Origin of the sequence: Salinivibrio sp. MA427, from assembly GCF_001996115.1 — a bacterium.
Classification (GTDB): domain Bacteria; phylum Pseudomonadota; class Gammaproteobacteria; order Enterobacterales; family Vibrionaceae; genus Salinivibrio; species Salinivibrio costicola.
The window spans coordinates 1-25,279 of record NZ_MUFH01000006.1; the positions used below are offsets into that span (position 1 = coordinate 1).

A 25,279-nucleotide genomic window follows, 5' to 3' on the forward strand; every position below is an offset into this window, starting at 1 on the left:
TATTTACTCTGTAAGTAATAATTTACACTAGAGATTACAATAGAGTCTTACAACGGCAACCGTTACTATAGCGCATTGGTTTTTTTGTGTGGGTCGTTATGGCACTGATTCTCTCACTTCTTCAGCAAATGAGCGTCTATCTGGTTATCGCCTATTTGCTCAGTAAAACACCGGCATTTATGCCACTGCTGAGTATTTCGGGGCGACTGTCGCATAAAGTTGTTTGTTATTTTCTTTTCTCTGGCTTTTGCATTCTCGGTACCTATTTTGGCTTGGGGATTCAAGATGCAATTGCCAACACCCGTGCGATCGGCGCGGTCATGGGCGGATTACTAGGCGGCCCATTTGTGGGCTTTTTGGTCGGGCTAACCGGCGGTTTACATCGCTACAGTTTAGGCGGCTTTACTGACTTGGCTTGCGCCATTTCGACCACGGCAGAGGGCTTGATTGGTGGTGTAATGCATCGCTATTTGGTGTCGCGCAATCAAACCAGCCGTTTATTCTCTCCCACAGTCGTGTTAGGGGTAACCTTCGTTGCCGAGTTAGTGCAGATGGCGATTATCCTCGCGGTCGCTGAACCCTTTAGCCGCGCGTATGAACTGGTTAGCGCGATTGCCGCCCCCATGGTGATTGCTAACTCTATTGGCGCGGCGATGTTTATGAGCATAATTGTCGACCGGAAAACCCTGTTCGAGCGCTATTCAGCGGCATTTTCCAGCAAAGCACTCAAAATTGCTGAACGATCGGTCGGCCTTTTAAGCAGCGGGTTTAATCAACAAAGCAGTGAACAAGTCGCTGCCATTATTCAGCAAGAAACCGGCGTTGGGGCGGTGGCGATTACCGATAGAGAAAAGATCCTTGCGTTTACCGGTATTGGCGATGACCACCATCTCCCCGGTACGCCAATTGCCTCTGATTACACCCGTCGCGCGATTGCCGATGATCAGCTGATCTATATTGATGGTGCGGATATCCCCTATTGCTGCTCACTTTCTCCTTATTGCAAGTTGGGATCAGTACTGGTGATCCCACTACGCGGAGGCGATGGCTATGTACTGGGGACGGTGAAGCTTTATGAGCCAAAACGTAAGCTCTTTTCGGCCATTAATGTCACCATGGGCGAAGGGATCGCCCGATTGCTCTCGAACCAGATTTTAACCGGCCGTTATCAGCGTCAACAAAGTTTGCTCACCCAGGCCGAATTAAACTTATTACGCGCCCAAGTCAATCCGCACTTTTTGTTCAATGCCTTAAATACGATTAGTGCGGTGGTCAAACGCGAGCCAGAGCGGGCACGCCAATTGATCCAACATCTATCGACTTTTTTTCGCAGTAACCTTAAGCAAAACCGCGAGACCGTCTCGCTTGAGCAAGAGCTGAATCACCTTGATGCCTATTTAGAGCTCGAACATGCCCGTTTTGCCGATCGCATGAGTGTGGAGAAGCAGATTGATCCCGCTATCTTACACGCGGTGATCCCAAGTTTTACCTTACAGCCTTTGGTCGAGAATGCGGTGAAACATGGGATCAGCCAATTGATGGCAGACGGCAAAATTATTATTCGTGGCTGGCAAGAAGGCGAATGCCTGTATTTACAAGTGGAAGACAATGCCGGGCTTTACCAACCCGCAGCACAACACTCAGGACTCGGCATGCGTATTGTTGATAAGCGTGTACGAGGGTTGTTTGGCGGCCAATATGCGCTAAAAATGACCTGTCAGCCTGATATATGGACACGGGCAACCGTCACTTTGCCCTTCACGTATCAAACGCCCAATAAGGAGAGAGAGGCATGATTAAGGCATTGATTGTTGATGATGAGCTGCACGCCCGCGAGGCGTTGGAAGACGAGTTGCTAGCGGTAGGCGGTGTTGACATCATAGGGCAATGCAACAATGCCATTGACGCACTGAAAGCCATCAATCAAACCCGTCCAGACGTGGTGTTTTTAGATATTCAAATGCCGCGAGTGACGGGATTAGAGCTGTTAGCCATGCTCGATCCCGATACCATGCCCAAGGTGGTATTTGTCACCGCCTATGATGAATATGCGGTACAAGCATTTGAAGAAAATGCGTTCGACTACCTGTTAAAGCCCGTTGAAACCGTGCGATTAAAAAAATCCTTGGAAAAACTCACTCGTGAGCTACGCCAGAAAAACGACTACCGAGCAATGACACCAACGTTGGATTTGCTTCCCTGTGCGGGACACAGTCGGATTACATTGATCCCACATCAAGAGGTCGAAGTTGCGCGGACCGCCTTAAGTGGCGTCGCACTGCTCACCGCAAAAGGCGAGTCTACCACGCACCTATCACTCAAGGTCTTGGAGGACAAAACCCCCTTAATACGCTGTCATCGCCAATACTTGATTCACCCCGCCGCTATCCGCGAAATCCGCTTACTCGACAATGGCCTTGCTGAGGTGATTACCTCCTCAGCGCATGTTGTGCCGGTGAGCCGACGTTACTTAAAAGCGTTAAAAAATCAATTGGGGCTTAACTAACCCAGACTTATACGCCAGTGCTCAATAAAATAGGCTATTAGATTGGCTTTGAGAATCGTGATGACCACGCTGCCATTCCATTCTAAAACGCTGAGATCCTGGCCGACTTTCACATACGCCCATATACGGATTTCCGTCTAGCCCAAGCTGATAGGCATGAGCAGGATCGCAGTAATCATCAATACCATGGATGTAGCCTTGCTCGTAGTCGAGATAATTTGCATTCATCGGCCCAGTCGCTTTACTTGCCAGGGTTTGTAAATCTTTCACGGATCGCTGTGGCAAACCACGCTGACCATCTTGCTCCCCCAAGCCATACCAATTTTGATCGTCAACCAAGCCTTGGGTGGTAGAAGCAGCGCACCCGGCCAAAAGTAAAACGGCGAATAATAAAAAAAACGTCTGTTTCATGCCCTGTCCTACCCTCATAAAAAAGCCTCAGTAAATACTGAGGCTTAGATCTTAGCGTATTTGACTGAATATTGCTTGAAGACCAGTCATATAGCTGAGCGCAGACCCATCAGCTATAACGCCTTACCTATAACTGCTTTTCATTGGCGATTAACTGCGAATTGGGTTTATAACCGATAAAGAACCCAATTGTGGCGACAACGGTTGCCCCGACACCAATCATGGTAGCGATATTCATCGGTAAGCTAAAACCGATTTCAGCATTGGCCAAATAAGTGACAGTTACCGCGGTCATAAACATCGCAGGAATGGTGCATACCCAGTGCAGCTTATCACGCTTAATAAGATAGGCTGCCGCGGCCCACAACATGATCATCGCGGTAGTTTGGTTAGCCCAGCCGAAGTAACGCCAAATCACGCCAAACTCCGCTTTGGTGATCAAAAAGCCGACCACAAACATGGGGATCGCAATCATCAGGCGCTTCACCATCGGTTTTTGCTGAATATTCAGAAAGTCGGCGATAATCAGACGCGCAGAACGGAAAGCAGTGTCGCCAGAAGTGATCGGCAACACAATCACCCCTAATACCGCCATAATGCCGCCGACCGTGCCAAGTAGCGAGGTGGAAACCTCATGCACCACCGCTGCCGGGCCACCGTTAGCGAGCGTTTGATTAAGCGCGTCACTCGATTCATAGAAGCTTAAGCCCAGACTACACCAGATAAGCGCAATCACACCTTCACCAATCATGGCGCCATAAAAGATAAACCGGCCTGACTTTTCATTCTGCATACAACGCGCCATTAATGGCGATTGGGTGGCGTGGAAGCCTGATACCGCACCACAAGCGATGGTGATAAACAGTAATGGCCATAGTGGCAGATCGGTCGGATGGAAGTTGGTGGCAAAATCGAGCCCTTGGCTGTAGAAGCTGTGATCGCTCACGGCCAAGCCGATAATCAAGCCCACCGACATAAAGACAAGCAAAGCGCCAAATATAGGATAAAAACGGCCAATAATTTTGTCTATCGGCACCACGGTGGCCAATACATAGTAGGCAAAGATAATGCCCACCCACAGCGCCACGCTCATTTCTGACAGACTACCTAACAACTTGGCTGGACCGAGCACAAACACCACGCCCACCAGCATCAAGAGTAACACCGCAAAGAAGTTCATAAAATGTTTAGCGAAGTTACCGAGATGCTCGCCCACGACAGAAGGGACAGATGCGCCATTGGCACGCACACTGAGCATACCAGAGAAATAATCATGCACGGCGCCGGCAAAAATGCAGCCAAACACAATCCATAGCATGGCAACAGGGCCATATAACGCACCGAGTATTGGGCCAAAAATCGGACCGAGGCCTGCAATATTAAGCAGTTGAATCAGATATACTTTCTTATCTGACAGTGGCACAAAGTCGACACCATCGTTCATGCTCATGGCCGGGGTCGCTTTTTGCGGTTTTGGCCCAAAAATTTTGGTAATGAAAGTGCCGTAGGTAAAGTAGCCGACAATCAAGGTCACTACGCAAAGTAAAAACCAGGACATAATTGCTCTCCGTGTCGTTAGCAGCGCTGCTGCCAATCTTTTAGTAGGGGACAGATGCCATTTTGCCGATTGCGTTGTCGAATACACGCGCTTTAACGGCGAGTGGTCGCCGGTGCAGATAAACGGTTGTAAACAGGATTAAGTGGTGAGGGCGGTGAAGGGTGAGGTGTGAATGAGCCGATTGGCCATTAAAAAAGCCCGTCCTACAGGACGGGCTTTTGAGCAATAAACGCCATAGGGGCGATTACTTCTTGTTAAGACGCTCTTTGATTCGAGCTGACTTACCAGAACGCTCACGCAGGTAGTACAGTTTGGCACGACGTACTGCACCGCGACGTTTAACAGTAATGCTGTCGATAACTGGCGAATGGGCTTGGAAAGTACGCTCTACACCTTCACCGCTAGACATTTTACGTACGGTAAATGCAGAGTGTAGACCACGATTGCGCTTAGCGATAACCACACCTTCATATGGCTGCAGACGCTCACGGTTACCTTCTTTTACTTTAAGCTGTACCAGGACAGTGTCACCTGCTTGAAACTCAGGCAGGTCTTTTTTCATTTGCTCGTCTTCGAGCTGCTTGATGATGTTACTCATTATTTATAACCCTAGAATAAACTGAAACTCAATTTGATTCGGCACTTGCACGATGTTCTTTGATGAACTCGGCAAGTAGTGATTCCTGTTCRTCAGTCAGAGCTAGGTTTTCCAGGAGCTCTGGTCGTCGTAACCAAGTGCGACCTAGCGATTGTTTTAATCGCCAGCGACGAATGTCCTTATGATTACCGGATTTTAGCACCTCTGGTACCACCAACCCATCTAACACTTCAGGACGCGTGTAGTGTGGACAGTCTAACAACCCATTGGCAAAGGAATCTTCCTCTGCTGACGCCATATCGCCTAGCACACCCGGTACAAACCGAGCAACAGCATCGACTAACGTCATCGCGGGCAGCTCGCCCCCACTAAGCACAAAATCTCCCACTGACCATTCTTCGTCAACGTGAGTTTGAATAATGCGCTCGTCTACCCCTTCATACCGGCCACAAATCAAAATAAGTTTATCATTGCTCGCCAGCGACTCGACCCCCGCTTGATCGAGCTTGCGCCCTTGCGGAGAGAGGTAAACCACTTTCGCTTTATCGCCTGCGGCTTGTTTAGCGGCATGAATCGCATCGCGCAAAGGCTCTACCATCATTAACATGCCCGGGCCACCGCCGTAAGGTCGGTCATCGACCGTACGGTGTTTGTCGTGGGTGAAATCACGCGGATTCCACGTTTCGACGTTTAACAGCCCTTTTTTTACCGCTTGGCCCGTGACTCCAAAATCAGTGACCGCTCGGAACATTTCTGGAAACAGGCTGATAATGCCAACCCACATATTTCCGCTCGCTTACTGTTGGAGTTTAAAAACCAGGATCCCAGTCAACTTCGATCCGTTGAGCAGTGCGATCAATCGACTTGATGACCTGCTCTTCAAGGAACGGAATTAAGCGTTCCTTTTTACCAAAAGCATCTTTCAGGTTGGCTTTAACGACAAGCACGTCGTTCGAGCCTGTTTCAAGCATGTCAGTCACAGTGCCGAGGTGATAGCCTTTTGCATTCACCACGTCCATACCAAACAGCTCACGCCAATAAAACTCTTGATCTGATAAAGCAGGAAGCGCTTGTGCACTGACTGCAATCTCAGCGTTGGTCAGCATCTGCGCGTCTTCGCGCTGATCCAGCCCCGTAAGTTTGGCGACATACCCTTTATTGTGGCGTTTCCAGTCTTCAACCTCGAAACGTTGCCACTGCCCGCGCACCTGGATAAACCAGGGTGAGTAGGCAAAAATGCTTTCAGCATCTTCAGTGTAAGAAAAAATCTTGAGCCAGCCTCGTATGCCGTACGACGAGCCTAGCTTGCCAACGACAATCGTCTCTTGCTCACTCATTTCTTCTTTTAACCCTGACACTGATCAATTACGCCGCTTGCGCTGCGTCTTTGACTAGCTTAGCAACACGGTCAGAAACCGTTGCGCCTTCGCTAACCCAGTGGTTTACGCGATCCAGGTCAAGGCGTAGTTTCTCTTCCTGGCCTTGAGCAACAGGGTTGAAGAAACCAATTTTTTCGATGAAGCGACCGTCGCGCGCCTGGCGGCTGTCAGCTACAACGATTTGATAAAATGGGCGTTTTTTCGCGCCATGACGTGCCAAACGAATGGTTACCATATCGTCCTCATTTGCATTACTTAATAAAATTGGCCCCGTTTCGCGTAAGCAATGCGGGGCCTCGTGCCAAAATAAAGCTCGGGAATTTTACTCTTTATTGCTGTGAATGCAACTGGTTTAGTCAAATTTCCACCAGCTGTCCCCAGCCTCACAGCGAGTTATCAAGCCTGCTAGCACTGGGCTAACAAGCAAAATATCGAATCGGATTAACCCATGAATCCGCCAGGGCCGCCGGGACCACCACCGGGTGGCATCATGCCCTTCATTTGGCGCATCATATTGCGCATGCCACCTTTTTGCATTTTCTTCATCATCTTCTGCATTTGGGTGAACTGCTTAAGCAAGCGGTTGACGTCTTGCACCTGGGTGCCTGAACCGGCGGCAATCCGCTTTTTGCGTGACCCTTTGATGATTTCTGGACGCTGGCGCTCACGCGGTGTCATCGAGTTAATGATCGCTTCCATCTGCAAGAACATTTTATCATCAACGTTATCTTTCACGTTATCAGGCACATTGGACATGCCAGGCAGCTTATCCATCATGCCCATCATGCCACCCATGCCCTTCATCTGCTCAAGCTGATCACGAAAATCGGCCAAGTCGAAGCCTTTCTTCTGCTTGAACTTCTTGGCCATTTTCTCGGCTTTGTCTTGATCGACATTACGCTCGAGATCTTCGATAAGCGACAGCATGTCGCCCATCCCCAAGATACGGGATGCCACCCGGTCAGGATGGAAAGGCTCAAGTGCGTCTGTTTTTTCACCCACACCCAAGAACTTAATCGGTTTACCGGTGATATGACGCACCGACAGTGCGGCACCACCTCGGGCGTCACCATCAACCTTGGTCAGAACCACACCCGTCAATGCCAATGCATCGTTAAAGGCTTTGGCGGTGTTCGCCGCATCTTGGCCTGTCATGGCGTCTACTACGAACAGGGTTTCAACAGGGTTGATCGCGCGGTGAACGTCTTTGATTTCGCCCATCATGGCGTCATCGACATGCAAACGACCCGCCGTATCGACGATCACTACGTCATAAAATTTTAGCTTGCCGTGCTCAACCGCGGATTGAGCAATATCGACTGGATTTTGGTCAGTGCTGGACGGGAAAAAGTCAACCCCCACTTCGCTAGCCAAGGTCTCCAACTGTTTGATCGCCGCCGGGCGATACACATCGGCAGACACCACTAACACTTTTTTCTTTTCTTGCTCGGTAAGCATCTTACCCAGCTTACCCACACTGGTGGTTTTACCCGCCCCTTGCAAGCCCGCCATCAAAATCACTGCGGGCGGCTGCGCCGCAAGATCCAATTTTTCATTGGCGTCGCCCATCACCGCTTCAAGCTCAGCTTGAACAATCTTGATAAACTCTTGCCCTGGGGTCAGGCTTTTAGAGACTTCAATGCCAACGGCGCGTTCTTTGACGCGTTTAACAAAATCACGAACCACAGGGAGCGCGACATCGGCTTCCAGTAGCGCCATACGCACTTCGCGCAGGGTTTCTTTGATATTGTCTTCCGTTAATCGTCCACGGCCGCTCACATTTTTGAGCGTCCGGGATAAACGTTCTGATAAGTTTTCAAACATGCGTTACTCGCCCACTCGTCCTATTGGCCCATGATTTTTCATCTGGGTGCAATCGCTGTCGCGAAATTACTGAGATTATACCGCAATCCCCCCATCACTTGCATGTATCGATAGCGACAGAGATTGAGGCAAGGTATACTCACACCTTCATTCTTATTGATTAACTGACTGATCGGTGACGATGGAAATTCTGACAGCCTTGTTGGCATCACTGCTTTATCTGGCCGCCATTTTGCAGATCATCCCCGGCTTGTCCAGCAACAATCAAATTAGTGCGAAGCCGGTCTTTTTCACCGCACTGGCTGCGCTGGCGTTACATGCTTATCTGCTCAAAGATCTGATTTTATCAGGAAGTGGGCAGAATCTTAGCATGCTCAACGTCGCCTCCTTGGTGAGTTTTATCATTGCGATGATGACGACCGGGCTAATTTTCCGATTGCGGCTATGGTTCTTGCTGCCGGTGGTTTACGCCTTTGCAGGACTAAACCTTGCGAGCGCGACCCTGCTGCCCGGTGCCTTTATTACGCATCTTGAATCACACCCAGAGGTGCTATTACACATTTCTCTGGCTCTGTTTTCATACTCAACATTGATGATTGCTACCCTGTACGCATTGCAATTGGCTTGGCTGGATTATCAGCTCAAACACAAAAAGCGCCAGGTGATTAATCATAATGTTCCTCCTTTAATGATGGTGGAGCGTCAGCTTTTCAACATCATTTTAGTCGGACAAGTATTATTAACACTCACTCTAATCTCTGGTTTTGTCTTTGTCGATGACATGTTCGCGCAAGGAAAAGCGCACAAAGCCTTCCTCTCGATGGCCGCTTGGGGAGTCTATGGTGTGCTCCTTTGGGGGCATTATCAGTCCGGCTGGCGTGGACGTCGGGTGGTCTGGTTTAGTATCGTGGGCGCGTTTCTCCTTACTCTGGCCTACTTTGGTAGCCGGTTTGTTCGTGAGATATTGATTGCAGGCTATTGATTACGCGCATTTAGCGTAAACCCTCGAGCACACGCTCTGATTTTAAAACAAACGTAAGGAACAGTTCGTTGGACGACATATCGACGGGAATATTGATTTCCCTTTTGGTATTGCTTATCGTCATTTCCGGTTATTTTTCCGGGTCTGAGACAGGCATGATGGCACTTAATCGGTACCGGTTGCGCCACCTCTCTAAATCAGGCCACAGTGGCGCTAAGCGGGTCGAAAAACTGCTTACTCGGCCAGACCGATTGATTGGGCTTATTCTGATCGGTAATAACCTGGTAAATATTCTTGCCTCTTCAATCGCGACCGTCCTCGGGTTACGTTTGTATGGCGACGCAGGGATTGCGATCGCAACCGGTGTGTTAACGATGGTGATCCTGGTGTTTGCCGAAGTCACGCCCAAAACGCTGGCTGCTCTTTATCCAGAGCGCGTATCGTTTATTAGCAGCCATTTGCTCACCATCCTAATGAAGGTGTTTTATCCGCTTGTTAGCCTGGTGAACTTTATCACCAATGGTTTTTTGCGCTTGTTAGGAATAGGCGCTAAAGCCGACGGCAAAGATAATCTAAGCACCGAAGAGCTGCGAACCATTGTCAACGAAGCCGGTAGTTTGATCCCCCGTCGTCACCAGCATATGTTGCTATCAATTCTAGAGCTTGAAGAGGTGACCGTGGATGACATCATGGTGCCACGCAATGAGATCACTGGGATTAATATCAATGATGACTGGAAGTCCATCATGCGCCAATTCACGCATGCCCCGCATGGAAGAATGGTGTTATATCGCGATACCATCGACGAGGTGGTTGGGATGCTGCGCGTCCGCAAAGCCTATCGCCTGATGGTTGAGAAAAACGAATTTAATAAAGAGACGCTGCTTCGCGCCGCCGATGAAGTCTATTTTATTCCGGAAGGCACGCCACTGAACGTACAAATGCTTAAATTTCAGCGTAATAAGCAACGTATCGGCTTAGTGGTAGACGAATACGGCGACATGATTGGCCTGGTGACGTTAGAAGACATTCTCGAAGAGATCGTGGGTGAGTTTACCACCTCTTTATCACCGAGCTTGGCCGAAGAGATTACGTCATTGACCGATGGTGGCTATTTGATTGAAGGTAGCGCCAATATTCGCGATTTGAATAAGAGTCTTAACTGGACCTTACCCACTGACGGCCCCCGTACCCTCAATGGTTTAATTCTCGAGCACTTGGAGGATATCCCTAAAAGCCGCTTGAGCATTGAAATTGATGGTCACCATATTGAAATTGTCGATGTTGCCGACAATATGATCAAGCAAGTCAAAGTCCTCCCTACAGACCAACCCGACGCCAATATTAGTGTTTAGACCATGCAGCGCACAACGTTAACTCTCACACTCATGAGTCAGCGTGTGCGCCATGTTTTAAGTGGCGGAGTTTTAAGTGGCGGAGCGCCTCGATAAAGCTGGCTTCTTTAATCGGTTTGACGATGATGTAATCCGCGCCTGCTTGGTAAAAAGCGTCATGCACGCTGCCATACGCATCGGCCGTGCAAGCGTAGATGGGGACACTTAACCCGAGCGTTTGCCGTATGGCCTGCGTTGCTTCCACACCACCAAGATTGGGCATATGGTTATCCATCAACACCAAGTCATACTGCACTTGCTGAAGGCGCGCTAATGCTTGTTCTCCATCTTTCACCCACTCCACCTCAATATGATATTTATGGCAAAATGCTTGGGCGACCATAGCATTAATCTTATTATCCTCAACCAATAAGACGCGCTTGATGCCGAGCGACACAGGATCGAAAGGCACGTTTTCTGGCGCCTTGGCCGGTTTATTGTCCACCAAGGTGAGCGGCACCTCGACCACAAAGCGGCTGCCTTTATCTGGCTCACTGGTCACATCAATGTCACCTTCCAGTAAGTCTAATAGACTTTTAACAATCGACAGGCCCAGGCCGCTACCACCATAAGTCCGCGTCACACTGGAATCCGCTTGTACAAAGGGATCGAACAAAGACTCAAGCGCCTGCTGGTTCATTCCTATCCCGGTATCACTCACTACGAGACGCAATGTAGATTGACGCAATGTAGATTGATCTGACGAATTTTCATTCTCGTCTGTTTTTTCTACTTCACGTTGCGCTAGGGTGACCGTCAGCCCAACCTGCCCTGCATGAGTAAATTTTATCGCATTACTCATTAGGTTGAATAAGATTTGTGTGAGGCGGGACTGATCCGAGCGCACCATGGTATCAGCCGCAATCGGTGCATCGATATTCAATAAGATAGACTTGCTTTCACAAAGCGGTGTGTAAATATTCTCCACCGTGCGAATGATATCTTGGAGATAAAACTCCCCATACTCGATGGTCATTTTACCTTGTTCAATCTTAGACAAATCGAGGATATCATTGAGTACTGTGAGTAAGTGCTCACCACTTTGGTATAAACTACCAAGTAGGTCTTTTTGTGCCTTATCCTCGGCTCTATCATTTAATATTTGCGTGATCCCCAAAATGCCGTTAAGCGGCGTGCGTATTTCATGGCTCATCTTGGCTAAGAACTCTGATTTAGCGCGCGCGGAGGCTTCCGCTGCTTCTTTGGCTCGCTGGCTTTGTTGCTCGGCTTCGATAAGAGATGTAATTTCTTGACCTTGGCCGATCACCGCTTTGACTTGGTTATCAACCATTAAAGGTGCAAGATTCCATCGGTAAACGCGACGGTCAATCTCAATATTGACCCCTTTGAGGATGGTCCCATTAACCGCGCGCTTTAGATGAGGAGAGATGGCATACATAAACTGATCATACAACCAGCTTGAGGCATGGATTTGTTCGTCATAGTTCAGCTTTAACTTGGCTGCTGGATTGATACGGGTGATAGCAAAGTCCGTGTCCCAAACAATAATCGGTGATAGCGCGTAATCAAATAAATCTTGTAGGGAGCGCTCTTTCTCGTGCAGCGCATGAAAAGTCGACTCTAGAGTTTTGCCGATGTGATTAAACTCTTCAATATCGGATCCGGCAAACGGCAAGGTACGTTGACGTGATCGCGCCCCTTGGCTATATCGCATTAGCCTATCGAGCGAATCCGCAACCCGGGTTTTCACAAAACGATTGACCCAAAAAGCAGCGATAATAATAATTAGGGTAGTGAGCAATAAGTTGATGCCCATTTGCCGCTGTAATGTGACAACATTGTCATTACGTTGCGCCGATAACAATGAAATTTTGGTCGACTCACCGCCGATGCGAAGCTTGGATTGGCTCACTAAATAGTGCCGAAACGCTTGACTGCTCTCCTCGCTCGGCAACGTTAACGCCTTGCCTATGTTATCGTTACCACTAAGAGTAGATGCTAAGGTTGCATTGTCTGCCGATAGCCATACCGCCTGAGTGTCACTGGCACGCTGCAAACTTTTCACAAACGAAAAGTTGCCATTCAGCATCACGACCACATACAAATATCCGCCGAGTTTACCGTTTGATTGAAAAACGATCGGCGTTTTCCGCATCAGTAAATAACCTTGCTCTGTATCCGTGGTGACAGTGGTTAAGGTCCAACGATTAATACTTCGTAATTGCAAACGCAGCTGATCCAACCCCTCATTATCAATACCGTGAAACAAGCTACTGCCATCATGCCATAACACACGGTCGTCTTTAGCGATAAAACGAAAGTCAGGGGTATTTGCAACATCTTGTTGCTCTTGTTCGATAAAATAGTCATCAAGTGCGTCACTGTCTTCACTGGCGACCAGTGACTGAAGTGTCATACTTGCAGCATTGGTATTTTGGTGAATTTGCAGTGCCGTTAAGCGACTATCAAAGACGTTTTGCAATAGACGAGAAGTTTGTGCCAAAGTACGGCTAATCTCTTGATTAATCCCCGCTAAGGTCAACTGGTAACTTTGTATGTAAACGCCCGCGGTCACACATAAGAAGAAGACCACAATCAAGCGAGTCAGTAATTGCGAGAGTGATAATTTAGGTGAACCAAAGGTGGGCATGATCTAATCCGAGTATCTAAATGCATGTTGCTTAAGTTTTTCTATTCGATCCGGATCATCATATTGAGTGACGACGTTAAACCGACCTGAGTACACAACGGGCACAGCTTTTTGTTGTAGGTCGCGTTTGATGGCTTCAGCCATCGCCACCCCGGTATCATCGTTCATACGCATCACGGTTGCGTCTAGTTGTCCTGACATGACAGCATCCAATTCAGCGGACCCGCCTCCCCAGCCGTTAACACCAACTTCCTCTCTTCCCAACTCTTCAAGCGCTTTGATTGCCCCAAACGCCACATCTGTCGCGCAAGCATAAATAAAGTCGAGTTGCGGATTATTGTTTAACATCGCTTTGGCTGCCTGATAACCAGAATGTTGGTCACCTTTGGTGTAATAAGCCGAGACCAATTGACTATCACCATGGCGACTCATGGTTTCAATAAAAGTGTCCCCACGTGCATCACTCACATAACCTTGAGAAAAAAACAACACCGAGTAATTCGCCCCTTTCGGATAACGCGTTTGATAATAATCAGCCAGTAGCTGACTGCCGCGCTGATGGTCAAACCCCACGTAGAGAAAAGGCTGATTACCTTGCCAAGCTTTTACCGGTGTGGTGATATTTTGCAATATGAGCTTGGTTTTTTTCTGTGATAGCACATGATTAATAAACTTACGGTGACGAACACTGTTTAAGGTAAACACAAGATAGTCGGCACCGTCACGCAGCGCCGCATACAAAGACGCACTTTGTTCTCGTATGTCGTTGTTCGGTCGTGTTGTGACTTCTTTTAACTGATAAGGAATATTAAGCGCTTGTAAGCGACGTTCGAACGCTCGCACATTACGCTGCCAATAATCAGAGATTTGTTGACCCGGCACGACCACTGAAATTTTTATCGGTGCCAACGCACGTTGCATTGGCGCCGGATCGGCTTGCACTTGTTTATCGAGTGTTGCCGTCAGCGCTTTTTGCTCAGGATACCGTGCAAGAAACTCGTCATATGACCAATAGCCATTTAACGACGCTTGCGCACTCGGCACCGTCACCAACAACATGATACCTAGCAGGTAATGATACATACTGATGGGGCGAATATGATGTCTTGTGCGTAAACTCACTTTGGGTTTCACAGCCTTTTTTGATGGTCGATTTCAGTTGTCAGCTTAGCGAAACCCAGGCGAATACGCAGCGACAAAATGCAGAAGCGTGCTTGAACAGGCAAAAAAGCTGCAACGACGCCTACACTTCTCTTGGGTTTATCTAGCTATTGAGACAAAAATAATGAAAAGAACACTCAAATCGGGAGGGGGGGCGGTAACACAGAAGGCAGTGTTACCGCAGAGGGATGACTGGTCGCGTTTTAATCGACGCGCAACGTTTGCAACATCGATTCGGGCAGCGATAGATCATCATTTTTGTTGACGGTCACACCTGCATCTATAATTGCACGAGCAATATCTTTGGCTTCATTCAACGAATGCATCTCATAAGTACCACATTGATATTCGTTAAGCTCCGGAATTTTATCTTGCGAAGGAACAATAAGGACATCTTCCATCGCAAGCTCCCATGCTTTAGCAACCTCCGACTCTTGGGGCTCGCCAATCAAGCTCATATAAAAACCGGTGCGGCAGCCCATCGGCGAGATATCGATGATCTCCACCTTGTCACTATTCAGATGATTGCGCATAAAGCCAGCGAAAAGGTGCTCCAAGGTATGGATTCCTTTTTCGGTTAAGTGCTGTTCATTGGGACGACAAAAACGCAAATCAAACACAGTGATGGTGTCACCGCTGGGCGTTTGCATGGTTTTTGCGACCCGTACCGCCGGTGCATTCATGCGGGTATGGTCAACCGTGAAGCTATCTAGTAGTGGCATCTTTCCTCCTTCATTCATCACTGCGGCCTTAAAATGGCCACCAGCTCAGATTGTCTTCTAGTCGTTGCCGGCACCCTTTTAGCTGCCAACCGTAGTCCTTTGCTTGTTGTTCGACTTTACGCGCCACCCGTTTGAGCCCAGGTTTTCGCTCAAATGAGCCACGTTGAAATCCGCCTCTTCCTTCATGGTAAGCTAAATATTGCCGGTAAACATCCCATTGCGACACCCCAAGCTGACGATGCGTTTCTGCTGTGTACCAGCCTATAAACTGTAACGCATCGGCAAAGTCGGTGCGAGAGCCGCCATTGTCTGTGGCTTTTTGATAGTCTGACCACGCGGGATCTTGTGCTTGCGCATAACCATATGCGCTGCTCACTCGCCCCCAGGGTAAAATGCCTAATACATAGTCACGTGGAGGCAAAGCATCGTGAACGAACGCGCTTTCTTGCTTCACAAATGCCATCGCGACCTGAATAGGCGTCCCCCAGCTGTCTTCCATCTCGACGGCCGCCTCAAACCAGTCAGGATTTTGCTCGAAAATCGCACAGACATTGCTGGGGTTATCCGGTGGCGGCGTCGCGCACCCGGGTAACAATATCATGGCGGTGATTATCCCTAATCGGTTGAGAATACGCGTCCTGCTCATCCTTGTGCTCACTCGCCAAGCTTAGGCCAACACCACCAATTCCGCCTTGTGCAATCACGTCTGCCAGCACACGCCCTGATAAGGTTAGTTCGGGGTTATCAAAACACGCAATCATTTTGTCGCATACGCGCTCATAGCGGCTATCACCAACGGTCTGGTCCATCACTTTGGCTAATTGTTTCAGCTCTGCCATCACCTGACGTCCCCACTCGGCCTGAGTTAAGGTACCGCCATTGCATCCTGTGGTTAAGGTTAAGCCGGGTTTTCGCCCTTCAAGTACAATTTTATTCCAGTTATCCCGCCAGCAATTCAGTTCCGGATCGGACATGGGGTCGGAGGGCGATAACGCACACCAAGACACAAATAAATCGAGAAAATGCACTTGATCTTCTTCAATGCCAATAGGGCTGTAAGGATTCACATCTAGTGAGCGGACTTCTATGTACTCTACTCCGCCGCGGCTTAGTGCTTCGGTCGGCTTTTCGCCGCTTTCCGCATTACGCTTTGGTCGAATCGGAGCATAAAGCTCATTCTCAATTTGCAGCATATTGGTATTGAGTTGTCGATAGGTTTCACCGTCACGAATCCCCAACTGTGCAAATTGCTGCGAAGGGGTACGAATAGCGCGACGTAATCCTTCTAAATATTGCTCTAATGTATTAAAGCCTATTTTCAAGTCGGCTTGGGCGTTGTTGGTATAGCCTAAATCACTCAAACGCAGGGACGTTGCATACGGCAAGTAACAGGTTCCCGATGGCATGTGCTCAAACGCCAGCGGACTGTCAGTATGTTTGATAAAGGATCCACACAAAGCCGGTGATGCACCAAACAGGTAAGGGATCATCCAACCATGGCGGTAGTAATTACGGATCAAATCAAAATAGCCTTGTGTCACCGCAGCTTGGCTAACAGTCTCTGAGTGATACAGGTGCTGCCAAAACGCCTCAGGGAGTGAGATATTAAAATGCACGCCCGAGATCACTTGCATCACACTGCCATAGCGGTGTTTGAGTCCCTGCCGATAAAGCGTTTTCATCCGACCAATATTCGAGCTGCCATATTGCGCCAAAGTAATATCGTCTTCCGATGCGACCACACAAGGCATTGACATCGGCCAGAGCTGTTCATCATCCATCTGTTGATAGGTAAAAYGATGAATATCCTGCAACTCGTCTAACATCCCTTTCACCGAGGTGTTGACTGGGGTAATAAATTCCAATAACGACTCGGCGAAATCGGTGGTAATCCAACGATGCGTCAATGCGGCGCCAAGTGCGTCTGGGTGCGCAGTTTGCGCTAAGTGACCATTCGGTGTAATACGAAGTGCTTCACGCTCGAGCCCTCGGGCTATCCCCTTTAATGCGTCTGGGTTTTGCGCTAAACGCGCTAACCGCTGGGTGAAATCAGTCAAAATGTATCTCTTATTTGTATGCTGCGTGGTGGTCAATATAAACAAGCTATTGCTCAAAAGCCATCACGCAGCGGGGTAAGTTTATCCAACCGGTATTAACGGTAATCTAACGCCAGCCTATTGACTGGCAAGCCAAGTTGACGCAGATCCCCTTCCAAACGCTCTGCATCGCCAACCACGATGATTTGGTAGTCGTTAGGATCGAACCAGCGCGATGCTTGGGCATTTAGTTGTTGGCGTGTCAGTGAATACAGCATGGCTTTTTGGGCTTCACGATAGTCATCATCCAAATTAAACGCCTCAATGTGCGCAATCAAGCCCGCTTTTTCCCACGGTGTTTCATAATTGAGTGCATCCTGCTGGCCGCTCGATTGACGTAAATAGGCAAGCTCTTGCTCAGTAAATCCATTTTCGTGCGCGTGGGCCATTTCTTTCCAAAGCTCTTTAATGGCCTCGGCACTGGCATCCGCACGCACATCGGCACCGACTTCAATGGTCCCAGTTTGACGACCACCATACACAGCACTGTGGGCGCCGTAGGTGTAACCTTTATCTTGGCGTAAGTTTTGGTTGATGCGGGCATTAAAGTTTCCGCCGAGATTAAAGTTAGCTAAGCGGGTTTTAAACATGGGGCCGGTTGCGTCGTAAGGCATGCCATGACGTATCATACGAATACTGGTTTGTGGCGCTTGTGGTTTATCCACTAACCAAATTTGTGGACTTTTTTCGTCTCGAGGCACGGGCCTTGCAACTTGAGCATGCCCCTCAGGAGTCGGTTGCCAAGGTTGAATCCGGTTAGCGAGATTGATCGCATGCTCACGGGACAAATCACCCACCACGACAAGCTGACTTTCTTTCAACACATAATGCTGTTGATAAAAGCGTTTAACGTCGGCAAGGGTGAGTGCGGCAACGTCTTCTGCCACACCACCTTGCGGGGCACGGAAGGTTGCATCTTGATAAAGCAATTGGCTAATAGCCTGATCTGCCAACCAGCCCGCATCGTCGGCGCGTGACGCCATTCCCTCTAATGCTTGTTTTTTGAGCCGCTCAAAATCTTGCTCCGCAAACGTCGGTGCACTGATCACCTTATTCACTAATTGAAGCGTCTCTCCCAGATGCTTTTTCAAGGATGTCACGGTCAATGTCGTATGATAAGCCTCTGGATTAACACTCATCTGACTGCCAAGCTTATCTAGCGCTTGGGTTAATTCCGCGGCCGACATTCCCGCGCCGCCTTCTGTGATCATACTAGCCGTGAGCTCGGCGATACCACGCTTATCATTCGGCTCCATCAACACACCTGCCGGCAAGCGAAGTTGCAAGGTCACCGTGGGGGTCTCGCGACTGACGGTGCCTGCCAGGTGAATACCATTGTCGAGCTCCGCGCGATAAATAGTAGGAACATGGACAGTCACGCTTCCATTCGGGGGCGGGATCAGGCTGCGGTCAAAGCGTTCAGGCGTGTTGCGTAACGCCAGTGTATCCGCATTATTTTGGCTAGCGACGTGGCGATAATCAGGGCGCTGATAGACAAAGTTTGCCGGATGAGCGACCAAATCTTGACGCCCTTCAGGCACCACACTGAGGTTAACCGCAGGTTGATTGCTTACCCACTGTTGATAACTGTCCATCACCTTTTGAGGCGTTACAGCATCCAAACGGGCTAGGCGTTGTGTCAGTATGCTTGCGTCGCCATGTAACGTATAGTCACTGGCCAGTTGTTCTACTTTGCCATCGACGCTTTGTAGGGCAAAAATGTTATCCGCTTCTACCATGGCTTTGATTTGGCTAATGTCGTCTTGGTCAACGCCTTGCGCCGCAAATGTCGCCATGCTCTGGCGCAGTAGCGTGCGCACCTCAGCTAACGACTGATCTTGACTGCCGACACCATAGATCTCGAAGGTGCATGCAAGCTCACCGCACTGATGCGATGCGCCTGCACTAAGCAGTTTTCCCGTTTGCACCAATGATTGGTAAAGGACACTATCTCGCCCTTGTCCCAACACATTGGCCAGGACACTCAGACGCGTACTGGTGTCTGTCTCAGGCGTACTGGTGGGGAAGCTCATGATCAAAACAGGCTGCGACACTTTATCTTCTAAAGTGACAAATCGATCGGCTTCCAGAGTGACAGGCTGAGGGTCTGCCGCGGGGATAGTTGGCCCTTGCGGGATGTCACCAAAGTACTTTTTCACCCACGCTAAGGTTTGTTGTACATCAATATCCCCACCAATGGTCAAGGTGGCATTGTTGGGACCGTACCAACGTAAGAAGAATTGCTTGAGGTCATCGACATCAACGCGGTCTAAATCTTCCACGTAACCAATCACCGGCCATGAATAAGGATGACCTTCGGGGTATAGCGCTTGATTAATGGTTTCGTTAACGCGGCCATAGGGAACATTGTCTATCCGAAAGGCTCGCTCGTTTTTCACCGTATCACGCTGCACTTCAAACTTACGCTGCGACACGGCATCCAACAGAAAACCCATGCGATCGGATTCTAACCAAAGTACACGTTCTAATTCATTAGCCGGCACCGTTTGATAATACTGGGTAGTATCGCGGTTGGTCGAGCCATTGTTATAGCCACCGACTTCTTTGATACGCTTACCATGATCGTCAACGTGCTCTGAGCCTTCAAACATCATATGTTCGAAAAAGTGCGCAAAGCCGGATTTGCCAGGCTCCTCACGCGCAGAGCCAACATGATAGCGCATGTCGACACTGACTAAGGGATCGGAGTGGTCTTGGTGCAGCAAAACAGTCAGCCCGTTATCGAGCGTAAACTGTTGATAAGGCACTTGGGCACTGCCCGGTGGTGGCGAGACTGTTTTTATCCAGGTCACCCCCTTTGGCGTTGCAGGAGGCGATGTTTCCAGTCGCTGACACCCTGTCAGAACGGATAAAACGAGAACAGCGACGAACAATAAGCGTTGCATATGATGATTCCTACCCAGTGACCCAATTAAATGACCAAACAATAACCATGTAACGCGATGCTTTGGCGATAAAGATAACCGCCCAACACCATGATTGACGCAAACGTAGCCAACCGGCGACCACGCACAAAGGGTCGCCAATGATGGGGACCCAACTCAATAATAAAGCCGCATAACCATAACGTTGTAGTCCCAAGTGCGCACGACGATGCCAGCGTTGGTGCGGCTGATAATCCGGAATCCAACGGCCGATGGCATAGTTGGTCATGCCTCCAAGGGTGTTTCCGACGGTCGCAATAGCTACAATTACGCCATCAGCAAACTGTTGCTGAGTTAATAAGTAAACCAAATTCGCTTCTGAACCACCTGGCAACAAAGTGGCACTCAAAAAGCTGGTGACAAACAGTGTCGCCAACGCCGACCAGTCGTCCATGGTTGTTACGACGACGGCATTTCTAATACTCGCTTACCGCGTGTATGACCAGACTCGAGCGCTTTATGGGCTTGCGCCCCTTGTTCTAGAGGGTAGACAGCGGCAATATCAATATGAAGCTCGCCTTGATCAAGCATGTCAAGCAAGCGCTGAGTTTGCCAGGTGTTGGGCTCAACCAGCATCCCCGTGGCTTTTAATCCTCGCTCGGCCGCAGCAGCGGTGATCATATCACGTGTATTGGTCGGCACCGTGACCACACGTCCACCGGTTTTTAGGCTCGCAAGTGCTTCAATGCCCGTATCGCCACCGACCAAATCAATCAGTACATCAAACTCGCCCTGCGCTGTCGCCCAATGTGCCTGGTGATAGTCTATCGGTTTCGCATCCAGCTGGCGCAAAAATTCATGGTTGCCCGGCGATGCTGTCGCATACACCTCAGCCCCCGTTCTTACTGCTAATTGCACCGCAAGGTGGCCCACTCCCCCGGCCCCCGCCAAAATCAGTATTTTTTCGTCACGGGCGAGTTTGACATGCTCGAGCGCTTGCCACGCCGTGAGCCCGGCAAGTGGTACCGCGGCAGCATCCACCATTGGGACACTTGGTGGTACCGTGGAAAGCAGTCCGGCGTCGGCAGCCACATACTGGCTATATCCCCCTCCCTCGGTCGGGAAGCCAATCATTCCTGCCACGCGATCCCCCACATCAAACTTACTTTCGTTGGTGCCGTTTGCCACCACCACACCGGCCACATCGTAACCGGGTACCCAAGGCAGCTTATCTTGGTTATGTTCCGCCGCCCAACCCAGTCCGGCACGGGTTTTAGCATCGATTGGGTTCACGCCCGCGGCTTTTACCTGAATTAACACCTGCTCTTCCGACGGTGAGGGGATAGCACGGTTTACTGGGGAGAGAACCTCTGGCGCACCGAATTCGGTAATCGCAAGAGACAAGTTATTCGACATATTGACTCCTTTCGCATGCCATTATGCTTTCATGGCGCAGGTAATAAATTTGATAGCGCAGATAATAAAAAAGCACAGGGTCATCGCAACGCGTAAACCCCTAGTCTTAACAAAAACAGCGACAGACTCAATGCCTGCCGCTGTTTTCTTTTCACTGTTCACGTGTTTTGTTTTTGCTACGGTTTGTCTCTACATTCACATCGCACGGCTATCCGACTAACGCCAGCAATATCCCCGCTGCGACAGCCGAGCCAAGCACGCCAGCCACATTCGGTCCCATCGCATGCATCAGCAGGAAGTTATGTGGATTGGCATCCAGTCCAACCTTATTCACCACGCGCGCAGCCATTGGCACGGCAGAGACGCCGGCCGCGCCAATCAGTGGGTTGATAGGATCGCGGCTAAACCGGTTAAGCAGCTTCGCCATTAAGACGCCCGTTCCGGTGCCGATGCTGAACGCGACCGCTCCGAGCACCAAGATCCCCAAGGTTTCAAACTGAAGAAACTTATCCGCTTCTAGCTTGGAACCAACGGCAAGCCCCAAGAAAATGGTCACAATGTTGATCAACTCATTCTGCGCAGTACTCGATAACCGATCGACGACGCCACACTCACGCATCAGATTGCCCAGACAAAACATACCAACCAAGGGCGTTGCGGAGGGTAAGAATAAGATCGTCATCATCAAGACCGCTAAAGGAAACAGCACTTTCTCCGTTTTCGAGACATGACGCAGCTGTTTCATTTCAATTTGGCGCTCTTGTGGCGAGGTGAACAACTTCATGATCGGCGGTTGAATAATTGGCACCAACGCCATGTAACTATAGGCTGCGACTGCAATCGCGCCAAGAAGATCCGGCGATAGTCGGCTAGCCAAGAAGATGGCCGTCGGCCCATCCGCACCACCAATAATCGCAATTGATGCTGCATCTTGAAGGCTAAATTCCATGCCTGGGACCAAGTTGAGCAAGATAGCACCGAACAAGGTAGCAAAAATGCCAAATTGCGCCGCCGCCCCTAAAAGCAAGGTACGCGGGTTAGCAATCAAGGCACCAAAGTCGGTCATCGCCCCCACTCCCATAAAGATCAATAACGGGAAAACCCCCGTATCAATCCCGACATGGTAGACGTAATACAACAAACCGCCCGGCTCGTTAAAACCCGCGTTGGGAATATTCGCCAAGATTGCCCCAAACCCGATGGGCAACAGAAGCARAGGCTCAAACCCACGTCGGATCGCAAGAAAGAGCAGCAGACAACCGACGGCCATCATCACCAGCTGTGGCCACTGGAAATTCGCCAGTCCAGTTTCCGACCACAGGATCATTAATCCTTCCATGCTGCCCTCTTATCCTAAATGTAAAAGCGGCATGCCGACAGTCACGGCGTCGCCTTCTTTTACTTGTACATCTTGGACAGTGCCAGCATGCGCAGCCCTGACTTCGGTTTCCATTTTCATCGCTTCTAGGATGATCAGAACGTCACCTTCTTGTATATGCTCACCGGCGGTCACCATGACTTTAAAGATATTACCCGCTAACGGTGCGGTGACTGGCTCTGCGTGGGTAGATGCCGGCTGTGACACCGGGGCACGCGGTGCTATAGGCGCATTGTCGACATCGTTAGCAGTTTGGATCGCGCCTAGTGCGCCATCGGGACCGACATCCACTTGATACACCTGGCCATTAACGCGCACGCTGTAAGTTTCAACCTCAACTTGGCTCGCTGGGCTCGCCGCGGGCGTTGCTGGCGGCGTGGAGTCTCCGGTGGGTACCGGTTCAAACGCATCAGGATTGCCACGATTTTGGAGGAATTTCCAACCCACTTGTGGGAACAAGGCGTAAGTGAGGACATCGTCAATCGTCTCTTCCGCCAAACTCACACCTTCTGTCGACGCTTTATCGGTTAATGCCTGCGTCAAGTTTTCCATTTCGGGGGCTAATTTATCCGCCGGACGGCAGGTAATCGCTTGTTCACCGTCAAGCACGCGCGCTTGTAATTTTGCATTGACCGGTGCGGGGGCTTTTCCGTATTCGCCTTTTAACAGCGCAGCAGTCTCTTTAGTAATGCTCTTATAACGCTCGCCGGTCAATACATTAATGACCGATTGCGATCCGACAATTTGTGAGGTCGGCGTAACTAAGGGGATATATCCTAAGTCTTCACGCACCCGCGGGATCTCGTCTAAGACCTCATCCATTTTGTCAGCCGCGCCTTGTTCTTTAAGCTGGCTTTCCATGTTGGTCAACATACCGCCGGGCACTTGCGCGATCAAAATACGTGAGTCGACGCCTTTTAACTGCCCTTCAAATTGGGCGTATTTTTTCCGCACGGTACGGAAGTAAGCCGCAATCGATTCAAGTTTATTCAGGTCAAGATGAGTTTCACGCTCGGTGCCTTCAAGCATCGCAACAACGGTTTCAGTCGGGGTATGCCCATAAGTTTGGCTCATTGAGGAAATGGCCGTATCCAGGACATCTAACCCCGCTTCTACTGCTTTAACCGCCGTTGCTGTTGATAACCCTGTGGTCGCATGACAATGCAGCGACAGGGGAATATCACAGGTCGATTTTATGCGGCTCACGAGCTCATACGCTTCATAAGGTTTAAGCAGGCCGGACATATCTTTGATGCACAGAGAGTGACAGCCAAGATCTTCCAACTGCTTGGCTAAATCGGTCCAGGTATCCATGGTATGCACAGGGCTAGTGGTGTAAGAAATCGTTCCCTGAGCGTGGGCACCTACGTCCACTGCCGCACCCACAGCGGCTTGAAAGTTACGCACATCATTCATGGCATCAAAGATGCGGAATACATCCATACCGTTGGCATGAGCACGTTCAACGAACTTGTATACCACATCATCGGCGTAGTGGCGGTAACCCAAAAGATTCTGCCCACGTAAAAGCATTTGCATCGGGGTATTAGGCATGGCTTTTTTAAGCTCTCGCAACCGTACCCAAGGGTCTTCACCCAAATAGCGAATACAGGCATCAAAGGTCGCGCCACCCCATGTTTCTAATGACCAGAACCCAATCTGATCGAGCTCGGCGGCAATCGGCAACATATCGTCCAAACGCAGACGTGTGGCAAACAACGACTGATGGGCATCACGCAATACCACATCGGTAATAGCTAACGGCGTAGACATAACAAACTCCTTTTTATATGTGCCTTACCACTCAACGATGGCGTTGGCGGTACTGCTGGACAAACACAAACACCACAACCATACCGGTCAGCATCAGCGTCAGTGCTTGTTCTAAAAGCGGGCCTAAATCCATGGTTGTCTTCCTTGTTACTCACTCTTACTGGCAATGATGCGCGGATGGCCCGTTATTATTCATTTATCTTGGTGGCCATTTCATCATCGGCGTTCAAAATACTAACAATTCGCATAAATGACAATCTCGTGTTGTGTTTTTGTTACCTGACAACACGGGTCATGATGCACTCATCGCACGCGAACAACCGCCACTCGTAAAGGCGTATTTATCTCGTCCAAGTCCGTTAATCGCGCGATGAAACGTCCTGGTACATAGAGGGTTTTGACGGTTTGGCTATTAATAGAGGCGCACTATGCCATTTTTGGAAAAAGCGTTTTTCCAGTATCACAACACGCTGTCCAATAGCGATAGCGATAGCGATAGCGAAAATAATAAACAGAAAAGTCGATTTGGGTGACAATGAAAAGATAGCGAAATGGAAATAAGGAGAAGGAAGAGGTAATGCAAAA

At 49.5% G+C, this 25,279-nt stretch carries 21 protein-coding genes; 4 read left to right on the forward strand and 17 right to left on the reverse strand.

Features of this window, described 5'->3' with window-relative positions; translation table 11 throughout:
- The first annotated feature begins 98 nt into the window (after positions 1–98).
- A complete protein-coding gene (locus BZG79_RS01225; protein ID WP_077459762.1) occupies positions 99–1,796 on the forward strand; it encodes a sensor histidine kinase in 1,698 nt (565 codons plus the stop codon).
- The gene (gene btsR, locus BZG79_RS01230; RefSeq protein ID WP_077646085.1) at positions 1,793–2,506 is read left to right on the forward strand and encodes a two-component system response regulator BtsR; all 714 of its coding nucleotides are present in this window, start codon (positions 1,793–1,795) and stop codon (positions 2,504–2,506) included. The genes BZG79_RS01225 and btsR overlap by 4 nt, the downstream gene beginning before the upstream one ends.
- 21 nt (positions 2,507–2,527) lie before the next feature.
- Here the strand turns inward: btsR and BZG79_RS01235 are convergent, their stop codons facing one another.
- From BZG79_RS01235 to ffh, 7 genes are all read right to left on the reverse strand, one after another.
- Positions 2,528–2,917, reverse strand: a complete 390-nt coding sequence (locus BZG79_RS01235) for a DUF2799 domain-containing protein (protein ID WP_077576449.1) — start codon at positions 2,915–2,917, stop codon at positions 2,528–2,530.
- Positions 2,918–3,044: 127 nt separating this feature from the next.
- Complete coding sequence (locus BZG79_RS01240) at positions 3,045–4,475, reverse strand: carbon starvation protein A (protein WP_077678765.1); 1,431 nt, start codon at positions 4,473–4,475, stop codon at positions 3,045–3,047.
- A gap of 244 nt (positions 4,476–4,719) precedes the next feature.
- The gene (rplS, locus tag BZG79_RS01245; protein WP_021022059.1) at positions 4,720–5,073 is read right to left on the reverse strand and encodes a 50S ribosomal protein L19; all 354 of its coding nucleotides are present in this window, start codon (positions 5,071–5,073) and stop codon (positions 4,720–4,722) included.
- Between the two features lie 28 nt (positions 5,074–5,101).
- Positions 5,102–5,857 carry a tRNA (guanosine(37)-N1)-methyltransferase TrmD gene (trmD, locus tag BZG79_RS01250; RefSeq protein WP_077576447.1) on the reverse strand — a complete coding sequence of 252 codons (756 nt, stop codon included), beginning with the start codon at positions 5,855–5,857 and terminating at the stop codon, positions 5,102–5,104.
- 25 nt (positions 5,858–5,882) lie between these two features.
- Entirely contained in the window at positions 5,883–6,410 is a 528-nt protein-coding gene (gene rimM / locus BZG79_RS01255; protein ID WP_021022061.1) for a ribosome maturation factor RimM, read from the reverse strand.
- Between the two features lie 28 nt (positions 6,411–6,438).
- Complete coding sequence (rpsP, locus tag BZG79_RS01260; protein WP_021022062.1) at positions 6,439–6,687, reverse strand: 30S ribosomal protein S16; 249 nt, start codon at positions 6,685–6,687, stop codon at positions 6,439–6,441.
- Positions 6,688–6,893: 206 nt separating this feature from the next.
- Complete coding sequence (ffh, locus tag BZG79_RS01265) at positions 6,894–8,276, reverse strand: signal recognition particle protein (RefSeq protein WP_077459766.1); 1,383 nt, start codon at positions 8,274–8,276, stop codon at positions 6,894–6,896.
- Between the two features lie 181 nt (positions 8,277–8,457).
- Here ffh and BZG79_RS01270 point away from each other — a divergent pair, with 181 nt between their 5' ends.
- A complete protein-coding gene (locus tag BZG79_RS01270; protein ID WP_021022064.1) occupies positions 8,458–9,258 on the forward strand; it encodes an inner membrane protein YpjD in 801 nt (266 codons plus the stop codon).
- Between the two features lie 68 nt (positions 9,259–9,326).
- Complete coding sequence (locus tag BZG79_RS01275; protein ID WP_077646079.1) at positions 9,327–10,613, forward strand: CNNM domain-containing protein; 1,287 nt, start codon at positions 9,327–9,329, stop codon at positions 10,611–10,613.
- A 31-nt stretch (positions 10,614–10,644) separates the two neighbouring features.
- Here the strand turns inward: BZG79_RS01275 and BZG79_RS01280 are convergent, their stop codons facing one another.
- The 10 genes from BZG79_RS01280 to oadA all read right to left on the reverse strand — a co-directional run bounded on the left by BZG79_RS01280 (position 10,645) and on the right by oadA (position 24,694).
- Positions 10,645–13,263, reverse strand: coding sequence for a LuxQ periplasmic sensor domain-containing protein (locus tag BZG79_RS01280; protein WP_077773564.1), 2,619 nt, complete (start codon positions 13,261–13,263; stop codon positions 10,645–10,647).
- A gap of 3 nt (positions 13,264–13,266) precedes the next feature.
- On the reverse strand, positions 13,267–14,346 hold the full coding sequence (locus BZG79_RS01285) for a substrate-binding domain-containing protein (protein WP_077459769.1): 1,080 nt from the start codon (positions 14,344–14,346) through the stop codon (positions 13,267–13,269).
- A 281-nt stretch (positions 14,347–14,627) separates the two neighbouring features.
- Positions 14,628–15,146 (reverse strand): S-ribosylhomocysteine lyase, encoded by a 519-nt coding sequence (luxS, locus tag BZG79_RS01290; protein WP_021022068.1) that lies wholly within the window; start codon positions 15,144–15,146, stop codon positions 14,628–14,630.
- A 28-nt stretch (positions 15,147–15,174) separates the two neighbouring features.
- Positions 15,175–15,792 (reverse strand): hypothetical protein, encoded by a 618-nt coding sequence (locus BZG79_RS01295; protein WP_051109660.1) that lies wholly within the window; start codon positions 15,790–15,792, stop codon positions 15,175–15,177.
- Entirely contained in the window at positions 15,707–17,203 is a 1,497-nt protein-coding gene (gene gshA, locus BZG79_RS01300) for a glutamate--cysteine ligase (RefSeq protein WP_077773565.1), read from the reverse strand. Before gshA ends, BZG79_RS01295 begins: the two co-directional genes overlap by 86 nt.
- Positions 17,204–17,298: 95 nt before the next feature.
- Positions 17,299–20,148 carry a pitrilysin family protein gene (locus tag BZG79_RS01305; RefSeq protein WP_077773566.1) on the reverse strand — a complete coding sequence of 950 codons (2,850 nt, stop codon included), beginning with the start codon at positions 20,146–20,148 and terminating at the stop codon, positions 17,299–17,301.
- Between the two features lie 10 nt (positions 20,149–20,158).
- Positions 20,159–20,581, reverse strand: a complete 423-nt coding sequence (locus BZG79_RS01310; protein ID WP_021022072.1) for a YqaA family protein — start codon at positions 20,579–20,581, stop codon at positions 20,159–20,161.
- A gap of 5 nt (positions 20,582–20,586) precedes the next feature.
- Positions 20,587–21,543, reverse strand: a complete 957-nt coding sequence (locus BZG79_RS01315; protein ID WP_077459773.1) for an NADP-dependent oxidoreductase — start codon at positions 21,541–21,543, stop codon at positions 20,587–20,589.
- 208 nt (positions 21,544–21,751) lie between these two features.
- Positions 21,752–22,882, reverse strand: a complete 1,131-nt coding sequence (locus tag BZG79_RS01320; protein ID WP_021022074.1) for a sodium ion-translocating decarboxylase subunit beta — start codon at positions 22,880–22,882, stop codon at positions 21,752–21,754.
- A 9-nt stretch (positions 22,883–22,891) separates the two neighbouring features.
- Positions 22,892–24,694 carry a sodium-extruding oxaloacetate decarboxylase subunit alpha gene (gene oadA / locus BZG79_RS01325; RefSeq protein WP_077773567.1) on the reverse strand — a complete coding sequence of 601 codons (1,803 nt, stop codon included), beginning with the start codon at positions 24,692–24,694 and terminating at the stop codon, positions 22,892–22,894.
- Positions 24,695–25,279: the final 585 nt, after the last annotated feature.

Excerpts from the sequence above, each read along its gene's own strand:
- BZG79_RS01225 (WP_077459762.1), top strand. The coding sequence starts at position 99 with ATGGCACTGATTCTCTCACTTCTTCAGCAAATGAGCGTCTATCTGGTT.
- btsR (WP_077646085.1), top strand. The coding sequence starts at position 1,793 with ATGATTAAGGCATTGATTGTTGATGATGAGCTGCACGCCCGCGAGGCG.
- BZG79_RS01235 (WP_077576449.1), bottom strand. The coding sequence starts at position 2,917 with ATGAAACAGACGTTTTTTTTATTATTCGCCGTTTTACTTTTGGCCGGG.
- BZG79_RS01240 (WP_077678765.1), bottom strand. The coding sequence starts at position 4,475 with ATGTCCTGGTTTTTACTTTGCGTAGTGACCTTGATTGTCGGCTACTTT.
- rplS (WP_021022059.1), bottom strand. The coding sequence starts at position 5,073 with ATGAGTAACATCATCAAGCAGCTCGAAGACGAGCAAATGAAAAAAGAC.
- rimM (WP_021022061.1), bottom strand. The coding sequence starts at position 6,410 with ATGAGTGAGCAAGAGACGATTGTCGTTGGCAAGCTAGGCTCGTCGTAC.
- rpsP (WP_021022062.1), bottom strand. The coding sequence starts at position 6,687 with ATGGTAACCATTCGTTTGGCACGTCATGGCGCGAAAAAACGCCCATTT.
- ffh (WP_077459766.1), bottom strand. The coding sequence starts at position 8,276 with ATGTTTGAAAACTTATCAGAACGTTTATCCCGGACGCTCAAAAATGTG.
- BZG79_RS01270 (WP_021022064.1), top strand. The coding sequence starts at position 8,458 with ATGGAAATTCTGACAGCCTTGTTGGCATCACTGCTTTATCTGGCCGCC.
- BZG79_RS01280 (WP_077773564.1), bottom strand. The coding sequence starts at position 13,263 with ATGCCCACCTTTGGTTCACCTAAATTATCACTCTCGCAATTACTGACT.
- BZG79_RS01285 (WP_077459769.1), bottom strand. The coding sequence starts at position 14,346 with ATGTATCATTACCTGCTAGGTATCATGTTGTTGGTGACGGTGCCGAGT.
- luxS (WP_021022068.1), bottom strand. The coding sequence starts at position 15,146 with ATGCCACTACTAGATAGCTTCACGGTTGACCATACCCGCATGAATGCA.
- BZG79_RS01295 (WP_051109660.1), bottom strand. The coding sequence starts at position 15,792 with ATGAGCAGGACGCGTATTCTCAACCGATTAGGGATAATCACCGCCATG.
- BZG79_RS01305 (WP_077773566.1), bottom strand. The coding sequence starts at position 20,148 with ATGCAACGCTTATTGTTCGTCGCTGTTCTCGTTTTATCCGTTCTGACA.
- BZG79_RS01310 (WP_021022072.1), bottom strand. The coding sequence starts at position 20,581 with ATGGACGACTGGTCGGCGTTGGCGACACTGTTTGTCACCAGCTTTTTG.
- BZG79_RS01315 (WP_077459773.1), bottom strand. The coding sequence starts at position 21,543 with ATGTCGAATAACTTGTCTCTTGCGATTACCGAATTCGGTGCGCCAGAG.
- oadA (WP_077773567.1), bottom strand. The coding sequence starts at position 24,694 with ATGTCTACGCCGTTAGCTATTACCGATGTGGTATTGCGTGATGCCCAT.